Source organism: Streptomyces sp. CB02009, assembly GCF_001905825.1.
Classification (GTDB): Bacteria; Actinomycetota; Actinomycetes; order Streptomycetales; family Streptomycetaceae; genus Streptomyces.
In genome coordinates this window covers 1,348,249-1,360,750 of record NZ_LIVV01000001.1, presented here as the reverse complement: position 1 = coordinate 1,360,750, position 12,502 = coordinate 1,348,249, and the positions used below count along the sequence as shown (strand labels likewise).

The following is a 12,502-nucleotide window of genomic DNA, read 5'->3' as shown; positions in this document are numbered from 1 at the left end:
ACGGGGTCAGCGGGGGGCGAGGGCCCTGCGCAGGGCGGCGAAGGCGGCCGCGCGGGCTTCGGCCGCCGCGGGAAGGGCGCCCGCCATGGAGAGGAAGCCGTGGAACATCCCGGCGTGGTGGTGGGCCTCCACGGGGACGCCGGCCGAGGCGAGGGCGTCCGCGTACGCGAGACCGTCGTCCCGCAGGGGGTCGAAGCCGGCGGTGACGACCTGGGCGGGTGGAAGTCCGGACAGGTCGACGCCGGCCAGCGGTGCCGCGTAGGGGCTGCTGCGGTCCGCCGGACGGGGCAGGTAGCCGTCCCAGTACCAGCGCAGGTGGTCGGCGGTGAGGAAGTAGCCCCGGGCGTTCTCCCGGTGCGAGGCGCGGGAGCGGGTCGGGTCGAGCATCGGGTAGTAGAGCGCCTGGCAGGCGATCTCGGGGCCGCCCCGGTCGCGGGAGAGCAGGGTGAGGACCGTGGCGAGGTTGGCGCCCGCGCTGTCCCCCGCGACGGCGATCCGGCGGCCCGGGAAGCGCGTCGCCGTCCACAGCAGCGCCGTGTAGGCGTCCTCGGGGGCGGCGGGGAAGGGGTGCTCGGGGGCGCGGCGGTAGTCGACGGAGACGACGACCGCCTCCGTGGCGAGGGCGAGGGAGCGGCAGAAGCCGTCGTGGCTGTCGAGGTCGCAGAGGACGAAGCCGCCCCCGTGGCAGAACACGATCACGGGGGCGGTCTCGCGGACGGCCGGGTCGTAGACGCGGACGGGCACGCCGTCGGCGTCCTCGTCCGCGACGCGGGCGACGGGGGGCGGGGGGACGGCCGGCCGGGGGCGCGCGGCGAAGAAGGCGCGTACCTCGGCGATGTCCGTCATCTCCGTCGCCAGCGGGGGGAAGCCGGCGGTCGCCAGGTCGATGACCGCCTGGACCTCGGGGTCGGGCCCGTTCGCGGTGTGGTTCACGGGCCGGCTCGGGGGCCGGTTCACGGATCGGTTCTGCGGTTGGTTCACGGGTCGGTTCACTCGTCCTTTCCCTTCGGGGTGAGGATCGGCATGCGGCCCGCCGACGCTCCGCCGTCCACGGCGAGTTCCGCTCCGGACAGGTACGAGGACTCGTCGGAGGCGAGGAAGGCGACCAGTCGGGCGACCTCCTCCGGCTCCCCCACCCGTCCCAGCGGCGTTCCGGGATGCTCCTTGGTGCCCAGGTGCGCGGTCATCGGCGTGGCGATGGCTCCCGGGTGCACGGAGTTGACGCGGATGCCGTCCGCGCCGAGCTCCAGTGCGGCCGTCCTGGTCAGGCCGCGCAGCCCCCACTTGGCGGCTCCGTACGCGCCGTGTCCCCACAGGCCCTGGAGGCCGGCCTGCGAGGAGATGTTGACGATGGACCCGCCGCCGCTCGCCCGCATCGGCCCCGCGACGGCGCGGACGCCGAGGAAGGGGCCGATCAGGTTGACGCGAAGGATCGTCTCCAGGCGGGCCGGGTCCTCCTCGGTGATGAGCGAGGTGGAGTAGATCGCGGCGTTGTTCACGAGGACGTCGAGCCGGCCGAAGGCGTCCAGTGCGGCCGCGACGGCGCTCGTCCAGGACTGTTCGTCGGTCACGTCGTGGCGGACGAAACGGGCTGCGGGGCCCAGGGAGGCGGCCACCTCCTCTCCCTGCGGCTCCAGGACGTCGGTGAGGACGACCTTCGCCCCGAGCGCGGCGAACAGGCGGGCCTCGGCCTCGCCCATGCCGCGTGCCGCGCCGGTGACCAGCGCGACCTTTCCTGTGAGGTCGACGGGCATCAGCGGTTCTCCTCGGTCGGTCGGACGGGCGGTCGGAGGCTCGGTCGGACGGGCGGTCGGAGGCTCGGCCGGAGGGGCGGGCCGGTCGTCCAGCCGCCGTCGACGGCCAGTTCGGCACCGGTGACGTACGAGGCGGCGTCCGAGAGCAGGAAGACGATCACGTCGGCGATCTCCCGGGGTTCGCCGACCCGGCCCATGGGTGTGTCCGGGTACCCGCCCTCACCGCGCTCGATCCCCACGTGGGCGGTCATCGGGGTGTGGGTCATGCCGGGGTGTACGGAGTTGACGCGGATCCGGGCGGCCGCGAGCTCCACCGCGCCGAGCTTGGTGAGCCCGCGCACTCCCCACTTGGCGGCTCCGTAGCCGGCGGTCCTCGCCAGGCCCATGAGGCCGGCCGCGGAGGAGACGTTGACGACGGAGCCGCCGCCGTTCTCCCTCATCGCCGGGATCACGGCCCGCATGCCGAGGAAGACGCCGGTGAGATCGGTGTCGACGACGCGGCGGAACGCCTCGGCCGACTGTTCCTCCAGGAGGTGGGAGCCGCCGGAGATGCCCGCGTTGTTGACGAGTCCGTCCACGCGTCCGAAGGCGGCGACCGCGAAGTCGACGACCGCGCGCCAGTCGTCCTCGGAGGTGACGTCGTGCCGGACGAAGCGGACGTCGTCGCCGAGCGTCCCTGCGGTGGTCCGACCCTCCTCCTCCCGTACGTCGGTGAGCACGACCCGGGCGCCCGCCTCGGCCGCGACGCGGGCCGCCTCCGCGCCGATCCCGCGCGCCCCACCGCTGATGATGACCGTCCGTCCCCGCAGGTCCACCACCGGGCCGCGTCCCGCGCGCTCCGCCACCGGGCGCCTCACCGCTGCCCGGCGGAACGGGTGCGGGCGATGTGGTCGACCGCGAGCCAGCTGAAGGTCATGGCGGGGCCGATCGTCGCGCCGGGCCCGGGATAGGTCTCCCCCATGACGGCGGCCGAGACGTTGCCGGAGGCGTACAGGCCGTCGATGGCGGTGCCGTCCTCCCTCAGCACGCGGGCCGTGGGGTCGGTGACCAGGCCGCCCTTGGTGCCGATGTCGCCGGGGTGGACGGGGATCGCGTAGTACGGGCCCTTCTCCAGCGGCGCGAGGTTGGGATTGGGCAGCGTCGGGTCGCCGTAGTAGCGGTCGTAGACGCTGTCGCCGCGGTGGAAGTCCTCGTCGCGGCCGGCGCGGGCGAAGCCGTTGAACCGGTCCACGGTGGCGCGCAGCCGCTCCGGGGCGACGCGGATGCGTGCGGCCAGTTCCTCGACGGTCGCGGCCTTCTTGACGAAGCCGCTCTCCAGCCACGGCTTGGGGAACGCCTGGCCCGGGAAGAGGCCCATGAAGAGGTAGCGGGCCCTGGACGTGGCGTCGAGGAGCAGCCAGGACGGCACGGTGGTCGCGCCGGGCCTGTCGTGGGCGTACATGGCGTCGACGAACTCGTGGTACGGGGCGGCCTCGTTGGCGTAGCGCTCCCCCACCGCGTTGACGATCACCATGCCGGGGATGCCGCGGTCCGCGACCAGGAAGAACGGCTTGCCCTCGGGGGGCACCACGGACGGTGCGCCCCAGACCCGGTCCATCAGGTCGGTCGCGGCGCCGAGGGCCACGGCCGGTTCGAGGGCGTCGCCGGTCTGCCCGTCGGCCGCCGAGCTCCACTCGGTGGAGGTGGGCGCCGGCAGGTGCTTCTCGCGGAGCCGCTGGTCGTGGGAGAAGCCGCCGGAGGCGAGGACGACACCGCCTTCGGCCCGGACGGTGAGCTCACGGCCGTCCCTGGTGACCCGGACGCCCACGACCCGGCCTTCCTCCTCGACCAGTCCGGTCAGCGGGGCGGAGAGCCACAGTTCGCCGCCGAGCGTGTGGAGCGAGTGCCGCATGCGGGCGATCAGCGCCTCGCCGAGGGAGAGCAGTTCCTGGCCGGAGAGCCGGGCCTTGACCGCCCGGGCGCCGACCTTGACGGCGGTGCGGCGGCCCGCCCAGGTGCGTCCGACCATGTTGAGCCGGCGGAAGTCCTTGGAGGTGATGGTGAGGCCGTACGTGGGCAGCCCGGCGCGGCGCATCGTGGCGCGGTGCTCGGGGCCGAGCTCCTTCAGGTCGAAGACCTGGGGTTCGATGGAGCGGCCCTGCGGGTAGCCGCCGAGCCGCTCGGGGTAGTAGTCGGAGTATTCGGGGGTGTAGACGAACCGGACGAGCGTGCGGTCGTGGAACTCGCGCACCATGCGCGGCCCGTGCTCGATGTAGGCGTCCTTGCGTGCGGCGGGGACCCGGTCTCCGACGGTGGCGTCCAGGTAGGCGCGGGCCTTCTCGGGGGTGTCGCCGAGGCCCGCCTCGTCCAGGTGGAAGTTGTCCGGGACCCAGATCGCGCCGCCGGACAGGGCGGTGGAGCCGCCGTAGACGTCGGTCTTCTCCACCACCAGGGCGGTCAGACCGCGCAGCCGGGCGGTGAGGGCCGCGGCCAGGCCGGCGGCACCGGAGCCGACGACCACCACGTCGTACGCGTGGTCCCACGTGTCGTTCATCGTGTTCTCCCTGGTCGTGACGGGGCCTGTCGGGCAGGCCCCGGGTGGATCGGCGGCCGGGGCGGGCCGTCCCCCGCCCCGGCCGCCGGGTCAGCGTGCGGTGATACGGGCGTCGGTGAGGACCGGTGCGTCGGCGCGGTCCGCGGCCGTGGCCGTCAGCCGGTACCCGTCGTCCGTGTCCCAGATCCGCAGCCGCAGGGTCTCGCCGGGGAAGAACACCCCGGCGAAGCGGGTGCGGCAGCCGGCGATCGCGCCCGCGTCGCCGCCGAGCAGGCGGTCGGTGACCGCTTTGACCGACATCCCGAAGGTGCAGAGCCCGTGGAGGATGGGACGGTCGTGACCCGCGCGGCGGGCGGTGGCGGGGTCGGCGTGCAGCGGGTTCCAGTCCCCGGTGAGCCGGTAGAGCAGGGCCTGCTGCCGGAGCGTGGGGATCTCGATGACCAGATCGGGGGCCCGGTCGGGGGCGGGGAGGCGCTCGGAGGGGCCGCGGTCGCCGCCGAAGCCGCCCTCCCCGTGGACGAAGATCTGATTGCGCTGGGTCATCAGGGGCGTGCCGTCCTCGCCGAGGAGGGTGGACTCCTGGACGATGACGGCGGCCTTGCCCTTGTCGTGCACGGCCGCCGCCCGGGTGACGGCGGTGGCCCGCGCGGCGGCGGGCAGCGGGCGGTGCACGGTGATCTCCTGACCGCCGTGCAGCACGTTCGCCAGGTCGATGTCGACGCCCGGGAGGTCGAAGACCTGGAAGCCGACGCCGCCGGTGCCGCCCGCGACCACTCCGAAGGTGGGCAGGACCTGGAGGCCCTGCTCGTGTCCTTCGTAGACGTACCGCAGTTCGCGCGGGTCGGTCTCGGGGACGCCCGCGCCGAGCGCCAGGTGGTAGAGCCGCACGTCGCGCTCGTCCCACCGCACGTCGGTGCGTACGGGCGGGGCGGAGGTCGCCTTCTCGACGTCGAGGGGCATCAGAAGGCGCCCACGGCGTAGCGGCTGCGGAAGTACAGCAGCGGCCGGCCGTCCTCACCGGCGTCGAGCGCCACCACCTGCGCGGTGACCAGGTGGTGGTCCCCGGCCTCGTACACGGCGTTCAGCTCGCACTCCACGTGGGCCAGGGCTCCGTCGACGCGCACGGTGCCGTGCTCGCTGACGCTCCACGGAACGGCCGCGAACTTGTCGGGGCCGCTGCGGCCGAGCGCGGCGCAGGTGGCCCGCTGGTCCTCGGCGAGGATGTTGACGCAGAAGCGGCCCGACCGCTCGATCCTGGGCCAGCTGGTGGAGTTCTTGCCGACGGCGAGCATGACCAGCGGGGGGTCGAGGGACAGCGAGGCGAAGGACTGGCAGGCGAACCCGACGGGCCGCGCGGCGTCGGCGTCGAGTGTCGCCACCACCGTGATGCCGCTGGCGAAGCGTCCGAGGACCTCCCGGAACTCGGAGGGGTCGATCAGCCGTTCCACTGGTGGCCCCAGAAGCTGTCGGCGGTGATCTCCTTGGCGACCCAGGTGGCGGGGTCGACGACGAGGCCGTCCCAGCCGTACTCGACCTGGAAACCGCCGGGGGCCTGGGCGTAGAAGGACACCATGCGGTCGTTGGTGTGGCGGCCGAGGCTGGACGCGATGGGGATGCCCGCCGCGTGCATGCGGTCGAGGCCCCGGCCCACGTCGTCGAGGGTCTCCAGCTCGACCATGAAGTGCACGATGCCGGGGGGCAGCGCGCCGGGGTAGAGCCCGAGGCTGTGGTGGCGTCGGTTGGGGCTGAGGAAGTGCATCCAGTGGAAGTCCCGCTGCTCGGCGGCGGTCGGGACGGCCTGCGGCGGGAGCTTCATCGAGTCGCGCAGCTGGAAGCCGAGCAGGTTCTCGTAGAAGTCGAGCGCGGCCTCGATGTCCGGCACGGGGAGCACGACGTGGCCGAGGCCGAGGTCGTCACCGGTGACGAAGCGGTTGCCGTACGGGGTGCCGAGCGCGGTGTGGTCCTGTGCCTGGCCCCAGTAGATCTCCAGCGGGTTGCCGCACGGGTCCGTCAGATGGATCAGGCCGCGGACGCGGCGCTCGGCGAGTTCGCCGTCGTCGGCCGCCTTCACGGTGACCCCGGCGGCCTCCAGCTCGGCGGTGGCGCGGACCAGTTCGGCGGCGTTCGCCACCTCCCAGCCGGCGGCGAGGAGGCGGTCGCTCTCGCCGGCCTGGATGACGAGGCGGTAGGCGCGGTCGTCGAGGCGGAGGCAGAGGGTGTCCTCGGTGGTGCCGGATGCCTCCACCATGCCGAGGACGTCGAGGGCGTAGCGGCGCCACTCGTCCAGCGTGGTGGTCTCCAGGCGGAGGTAGCCGAGAGCACGGATGTCCATGGTGCACCTCATGTGTCGTGACGTTGCGTCAGGTGGCAGTGCGGGGCGGTGGTTCAGTGGCGGAAGAAGTCGACGGCGAGGCGGTTGAACTCGTCGGCCTGCTCGGTCTGGGCCCAGTGGCCGCAGTGCGGGAAGACGTGCAGCCGGGCGTCGGGGATGGTCTTGAGGGCGACGAGGGCGCCGTCGAGGGGGTTGACGCGGTCCTCGCGTCCCCAGGTGAGCAGGACCGGTTGGGTGAGCCGGTGGGCCTCGCGCCAGAGCATCGTGTCGGCGGCCCAGGCGGGGTTGGCGAAGGAGGCCGCCATGCGGGCGGCGCCGAGCCGGGTGTCGGGGTCGGTGGCCGAGGCCCAGCGCTCCTCGACCAGTTCGTCGCTGACGATCGACTGGTCGTAGGCCATGACGCCGAGGAACGAGCGGAGTTGCTCCTTGGTCGGGCGTGGTGCGGCGTTGAACTCGAAGAGCCGCTTGATGCCCTCGGTGGGATCGGGGGCGAAGAGGTTGACGGAGACCCCGCCGGGTCCCATGAGGAGGAGCTTGCCGGCCTTCTCCGGGTGGTTCAGGGCCATGCGGACGGCGGTGCCGCCGCCGAGGGAGTTGCCGACGAAGTGCGCCCGCTCGATGCCCAGTTCGTCCATCAGGGCGGCGACGGCGTCCGCGCTGTAGCTGAAGTAGTCCTTGTCGAGCTCCGGCTTGTCCGAGCGGCCGTAGCAGGGCTGGTCGACGAGCAGCGTGCGGAAGTGCTCGGCGAAGACGGGGAGGTTGCCGCCGAAGTTGCTCCAGCCGGAGGCGCCGGGGCCGCCGCCGTGGAGCATGATGACGACGGGTGCCCCGTCCGGGCCGCCGGCGGGCGCGGCCTCGTGGTAGTGGAGGGTGAGCCCCGCCGCCTTGACGGTGCGGGAGGTCGACTCGTGGGTGAGCTCGGTCATCTGCGGCACCTCTCAGGCCATGGTGTCTTGGATGTCGATGCCGAGCGCGCTCTGCCCGTACATGACGAGGGCGCGCTCGGGGTCGTTGGCGGCGTGGCCGCGGCCGGTGTGGGCGTCGCGCCAGGCGCGCTGGACGGGGCCGGGACCGGTGCGCATCGCGTTGCCGCCGGAGTTCTCCATCAGCAGGTCGACCGCCGCGACCGCGCGTTCGGTGGCGAGCACCTGGTCCCGGCGGGTGCGGGTGCGCAACTCCATGGGGATCTCCGCGCCCTGTTCGGCGAGGCCGTACATCTCGCCCATGTTGCGGGTGATCTGCAGCCAGCTCGCGTCGATGTCGCTCGCGGCGCGGGCGATGCGGACCTGCGCGAAGGGGTCCTCGGCGACCTTCTGTCCGTACGAGACGCGGATCCGCTGCCGGGTGGCCTCGGTGTAGGCGTCGAAGGCGCCCTCGGCGATGCCGACGATCGGGGTGGAGATGGTGGTGGTGAACACTCCGGCGTAGGGCAGCCGGTACAGCGGCTCGGGGTTGAGTTCGTGGCCGGGCACCTTCAGGGCGGTGACCGGGCCGAAGCTCAGGGCGCGGTGCTCGGGGACGAAGACGTCCTCGACGACGACGTCGTTGCTGCCGGTGCCGCGCAGGCCGACGGTGTCCCACACGTCGTCGACGCGGTACTCGGTCCGGGGGACGAGGAAGGTGCGCATGTCGACCGGGTTGCCCTCGCCGTCGGTGACGAGGCAGCCGAGGAGCGCCCAGCGGGCGTGGTCGCAGCCGGAGGAGAAGTGCCACCGGCCGGAGAGCCGGAAGCCGCCGCCCGTCGCGGTGGCCTTGCCGGTGGGTGCGTACGAGGAGGCGATACGGGTCCTGGGGTCCTGGCCCCACACCTCCTGCTGGGCGCGGGGGTCGAACAGGGCGACGTGCCAGGGGTGGACGCCGACCACGGAGGCGACCCAGCCGGTCGATCCGCAGGCCTTGGCGATCTCCTTGACCGCCGTGTAGAAGAGCACCGGGTCGGCCGCCCGGCCGCCGAAGGCCTTGGGCTGGAGGAGCTGGAAGAAGCCGGTGTCCTCGAGTTCCTTGACGGAGGTGTCGGGCACCCGGCGCAGCGTCTCGGCCTCGGCCGCGCGTTCGCGCAGGGCGGGGGCCAGGTCACGGATCGCTGCCAGGACGTCATCGGCCATGGGGCATCCCCTTTCGGGTCGTGGTGGGGGAATGCCAGGACCGTACGGCGTGCCGTACGGCGGTGAAATGCGCTGCTCCCACTGAGCGGGAACCCTGCCCGGGGGCGCGGCTCCGCGGCTCAGACCATGGGGTCGTGGACGTCCATGCCGAGGGCGTCCTGGGCGAAGTGGACCAGCGCCCGCTCCACGTCGTTGGCGGCCTGGCCACGGGCGGTGTGCAGGTCGCGCCAGGCGCGCTGGAGGACGTCGGGGCCGCTGCGCAGCGGCCCCCGTCCTGCGTTCTCCATGAGCAGGTCCACGGCGGTGCGGGCACGTTCACCGGCGAGCGCCTGGTCCCGTCGGGTGCGAACGCGCAACTCCATGGGGATCTCCGCGCCGCGGCGGGCGACCGCGTACAGGTCGGTCATGTTGCGGCCGAGCTGCAGCCGCGCGGCGTCGATCTCGCCGGCGGCCCGGGCGAGCCGTACCTGGGCGAAGGGGTCCTCGGCGGCCCGTCGTGCGCCGGGCACCGCCGTCGGGGGCGGCGAGGCGGTGCGGGAGGCGGTGCGGGAGGCGGTGCGGGAGGCGCGGACGCTTCCACGGGCCTCGGCGAGGTGGTCCTCGTAGGCGCCTTCGGCGATCCCGACCATCGCGGTCGAGACGGCGGTGGTGAAGACGGCGGCGTACGGCAGCCGGTAGAGCGGCTCGTGGTGGAGCTCGTGGCCGGGGCAGCGGAGTGTGGTGACCGGGCCGTAGCCGAGCGTCCGGTGGGCGGGGACGAAGGCGTCGTCGACGACGATGTCGTTGCTTCCGCTGCCGCGCAGGCCGACCGTGTCCCACACGTCGTCGACGCGGTAGTCGGAGCGCGGCACCAGGAAGGTCCGCATGTCGAGCGGCCGGCCTCCGTCGTCGGTGACGAGGCCGCCGAGCAGCGCCCAGTGGGCGTGGTCGCAGCCCGCGGAGAAGTGCCACCGGCCGGAGAGCCGGAACCCGCCGTCGACGGCCGTGACCTCGCCGGTGGGGGCGTGGGCGGAGCAGATCCGGGCGGAGCCGTCCGCGCCCCACACGTCCTGCTGCGCCCGGGGGTCGAGCTGCGCGACGAACCAGGGGTGGACCCCGAGGACCGCGGCGGCCCAGCCGGTCGAGCCGCAGGCCTTGGCGAGCTCGTGCACGGCCGCGTAGAAGACGCCCGGATCGGTGGCGAGTCCGCCGTACGCCCTGGGCTGGAGCAGCCGGAAGAAGCCGGCGTCCGCCAGCTCCTCCACGGTGGCGCCGGGCAGGCGGCGCAGCGTCTCGGCGTCGCCCGCGCGCTCGCGCAGGGCCGGGGCGAGGGCGCTGACCGCCGCGAGGACGTCGTCGTCGTGCATGGGCGTGCCTCGCGGTTCCGGTCTCGTCGTGCGGTGACGACAGGCAACCTACGCGTTACTGTTCCGAGACGGAACTGCCTCTTCCCAGCACCTGTCATCCTCTGACAATCTCCACGCAATACCGGAGATTACGGGCCCGGCCGGAGGCATCGGCCGGGCTGCCCGTGTGGGAGGTGCCGATGACGACCAGTGCGTTCGAAGCCGTCGAGTCCGTCGAGGCCGGGATGCCGCCGCTGTCCCTGCTGGAGAAGGCCGCGAAGGTGCTGAGCGCCTTCGAGAGCGCGGGACCACGGCTGACGCTGACCGACGTCGTGCAACGGTCGGGCATCCGGCGGTCCTCCGCGCACCGCATTCTCGATCAGCTGGTGCAGTTGCGCTGGCTGGAGCGCGAGGGCCGCGACTACCGGCTGGGCATGGGCATGCTGGAGCTCGGCGCGATGGCCTCGCACCACAACCGGCTGCGCCGGGCGGCCCTGCCGCATCTGCACGCGCTGCACGAGTCCACGGGGCACCTGGTGCACCTCACCGTGCTCGACGGCTCCGAGGTCGTCTACCTGGAGCGGATCGGCGGGGCGGACGACTCCGTCGTCCCGTCGCGCATGGGCGGGCGGCAGCCGGCGTACTGCACGGCCTCGGGCAAGGCGATCCTGGCCTTCAGCGACGGCCCGCTGGTGGAGCAGGTGATACGGGACGGGCTGCGGCCGCGCACGCCGCGCACCCTCACCCGGCCCGAGTCGTTCCGGCGTGAGCTGGCGGCGACGAGGGAGCGCGGCGTGGCATTCGACCACGAGGAGGGGTACCGGGGGGTCTTCTGCGTGGCCGCTCCCCTGCGCGGCGCCGGCCGGGCCGTCGCCGCGATCTCGGTGTGCGGCCACGGTGTCCACCGGGAGATGGAACGGCTCGCCCCGGCCGTGCGCGGCTGCGCACGGTCGGTGTGGCAGTCGCTTTTCGGGCCGGGGCGGCAGTCGGAGAAGCGGGGTCAGACGGTCGGCGGGCTGGACGCCCCGGAGGCTCCGCAGCCCTCGATGGACCACATGATGACCTGGCTGCGCTTCAGCGACTGGATGTGAGGCGGGCCCGCAGGGCGGCGAGGCCCGTGCCGTAGGTGCCGTCTCCGAAGAGCGACTCCACCTGGGCCGCCACGTCGTCCTCGCTCCGGTAGACGGCCGACCACGTCACCTCGGACCCGTCGGGGTGCGGACGCACGGCGAGCGTCGCCACGTAGTCGTGGACCGGGAGCACGAGGGGGTCGAGGAGGGTGTAGCGGTACGAGCGGGCGTCCGCGTCGTGGTCGAGCAGCCGCTCCCGGGCCACGACCGTGCCCTCGACCGCGAAGACCCGCACGGTGCCGGGGACTTCGGGGTCGCCGTCCTCCTCCGCACGGGACGGCGGCAGCTGCGGGTGCCAGTCGGCGAGGGTGGCGAAGTCACCGATGACCGCCCACACGGCGTCGGGCGTGGCGGCGAGCACGGCGGAGCGTTCGAGCGTGCGGGGCTTCATGGTCGTCTCCTCGGTACGGGTACGGGTACGGGTACGGCTGCGGGCGCCGGTGGGGGTGCGGCTGCGGGCGCGGGCGCCGCTACGTCTGAGGGCGCGGGCGCGGGTGTCGGCGTCACCAGGTGTCCGGCATGACCACGTGTCGGGCGTCACCAGGTGCTGTCGCCGCGCAGGACCGCGTCCGCGCCGCCGTCGGCGAAGACGACCTGCCCGGTCACGAGAGTGTTCTCGGGCGAGGTCAGCCACGCGAGGAGCGGGGCGACCTGCTCGGGGCGGGCGTGGCCGTGCAGCGGCATCGGCACGCTCCGCTCGACGAGCGCCCGCATCCCCGGGTCGTCGAGGAGCGGCCGGGTCAGGGGCGTGACGACCACGCCGGGGGCGACGGCGTTGAGCGGGATGCCCGCGCCGGCCCAGTCGTCGGTGGCGGCGGCGCGACGGATCCAGCGGGAGACCGCCGCCTTGGAGGAGGAGTAGACGAGATGCCCCTCGCCGCGGTCGACGGCCGTCCGGGCGGCGGCCACCGCCGCCGTCTCGTCCCCGGCGAGCGCGGCGTCCACGATCGCGGGGTCCGTCGGGTGGACGGAGTCGATGGATCCGACGACGACGGCCCGCGGATCGGTGCCGGCCGCGAGGAGCGGACGCAGTCCGTCGAGGGTGGCCACGGCGCCGAAGTGGTTGACCTTGACGGTGAGCGGGTCGAAGTGCGCGACGCCCGCGCAGGAGACCACGGCGTCGATCCGGCCGCCCGTCAGCTCGCGTGCCCGGGCGACGAGTGCGGCCCGGCCCTCGGCCGTGGACAGGTCGGCGCGTATGTCGCCGTCCTGGAGGTCGGCGCCGATGACGGTGTGGCCCTGCCGCGCGAGGAGGGCCGCGGTGGCCTTGCCGATACCGGATGCCGCTCCGGTGACCAGGCAGATTCGGGACATGGGGGTTCC

Annotated in this window: 13 protein-coding genes; 1 reads left to right on the top strand and 12 read right to left on the bottom strand. The window is 73.7% G+C overall.

All coding sequences use genetic code 11. The features are described from left to right. Positions 1-6 precede the first annotated feature (6 nt). From AMK27_RS06085 to AMK27_RS06040, 10 genes are all read right to left on the bottom strand, one after another. Positions 7-933, bottom strand: a complete 927-nt coding sequence (locus AMK27_RS06085; protein WP_073904024.1) for an alpha/beta hydrolase — start codon at positions 931-933, stop codon at positions 7-9. A 56-nt stretch (positions 934-989) separates the two neighbouring features. Then, positions 990-1,754, bottom strand: coding sequence for a glucose 1-dehydrogenase (locus AMK27_RS06080; protein WP_073903200.1), 765 nt, complete (start codon positions 1,752-1,754; stop codon positions 990-992). Beyond that, entirely contained in the window at positions 1,754-2,572 is an 819-nt protein-coding gene (locus AMK27_RS06075) for a glucose 1-dehydrogenase (protein ID WP_073904022.1), read from the bottom strand. Before AMK27_RS06075 ends, AMK27_RS06080 begins: the two co-directional genes overlap by 1 nt. 35 nt (positions 2,573-2,607) lie before the next feature. Next, positions 2,608-4,287 (bottom strand): FAD-dependent oxidoreductase, encoded by a 1,680-nt coding sequence (locus AMK27_RS06070; RefSeq protein WP_073903198.1) that lies wholly within the window; start codon positions 4,285-4,287, stop codon positions 2,608-2,610. A gap of 90 nt (positions 4,288-4,377) precedes the next feature. Further along, positions 4,378-5,247, bottom strand: coding sequence for a MaoC/PaaZ C-terminal domain-containing protein (locus AMK27_RS06065; RefSeq protein ID WP_073903195.1), 870 nt, complete (start codon positions 5,245-5,247; stop codon positions 4,378-4,380). Next, the gene (locus tag AMK27_RS06060; protein ID WP_073903192.1) at positions 5,247-5,735 is read right to left on the bottom strand and encodes a flavin reductase family protein; all 489 of its coding nucleotides are present in this window, start codon (positions 5,733-5,735) and stop codon (positions 5,247-5,249) included. The genes AMK27_RS06065 and AMK27_RS06060 overlap by 1 nt, the downstream gene beginning before the upstream one ends. Continuing rightward, positions 5,723-6,619, bottom strand: coding sequence for a VOC family protein (locus tag AMK27_RS06055; RefSeq protein WP_073903190.1), 897 nt, complete (start codon positions 6,617-6,619; stop codon positions 5,723-5,725). Before AMK27_RS06055 ends, AMK27_RS06060 begins: the two co-directional genes overlap by 13 nt. Before the next feature lie 53 nt (positions 6,620-6,672). After that, positions 6,673-7,545 (bottom strand): 4,5:9,10-diseco-3-hydroxy-5,9,17-trioxoandrosta-1(10),2-diene-4-oate hydrolase, encoded by an 873-nt coding sequence (hsaD, locus tag AMK27_RS06050; protein WP_073903188.1) that lies wholly within the window; start codon positions 7,543-7,545, stop codon positions 6,673-6,675. A 12-nt stretch (positions 7,546-7,557) separates the two neighbouring features. Beyond that, entirely contained in the window at positions 7,558-8,724 is a 1,167-nt protein-coding gene (gene hsaA / locus AMK27_RS06045; protein WP_073903185.1) for a 3-hydroxy-9,10-secoandrosta-1,3,5(10)-triene-9,17-dione monooxygenase oxygenase subunit, read from the bottom strand. Between the two features lie 119 nt (positions 8,725-8,843). Further along, positions 8,844-10,070: an acyl-CoA dehydrogenase family protein gene (locus AMK27_RS06040; protein ID WP_073903183.1), complete on the bottom strand. Its 1,227-nt coding sequence runs from the start codon at positions 10,068-10,070 to the stop codon at positions 8,844-8,846. 179 nt (positions 10,071-10,249) lie between these two features. Between AMK27_RS06040 and AMK27_RS06035 the strand changes: the two genes are divergently transcribed. Further along, positions 10,250-11,140, top strand: a complete 891-nt coding sequence (locus AMK27_RS06035) for an IclR family transcriptional regulator (RefSeq protein ID WP_073904021.1) — start codon at positions 10,250-10,252, stop codon at positions 11,138-11,140. Here the strand turns inward: AMK27_RS06035 and AMK27_RS06030 are convergent. Both AMK27_RS06030 and AMK27_RS06025 read right to left on the bottom strand, forming a co-directional pair. After that, the gene (locus tag AMK27_RS06030; RefSeq protein ID WP_073903180.1) at positions 11,124-11,570 is read right to left on the bottom strand and encodes an SRPBCC family protein; all 447 of its coding nucleotides are present in this window, start codon (positions 11,568-11,570) and stop codon (positions 11,124-11,126) included. The genes AMK27_RS06035 and AMK27_RS06030 overlap by 17 nt on opposite strands. Positions 11,571-11,716: 146 nt before the next feature. After that, entirely contained in the window at positions 11,717-12,493 is a 777-nt protein-coding gene (locus tag AMK27_RS06025) for an SDR family oxidoreductase (RefSeq protein ID WP_073903178.1), read from the bottom strand. Positions 12,494-12,502: the final 9 nt, after the last annotated feature.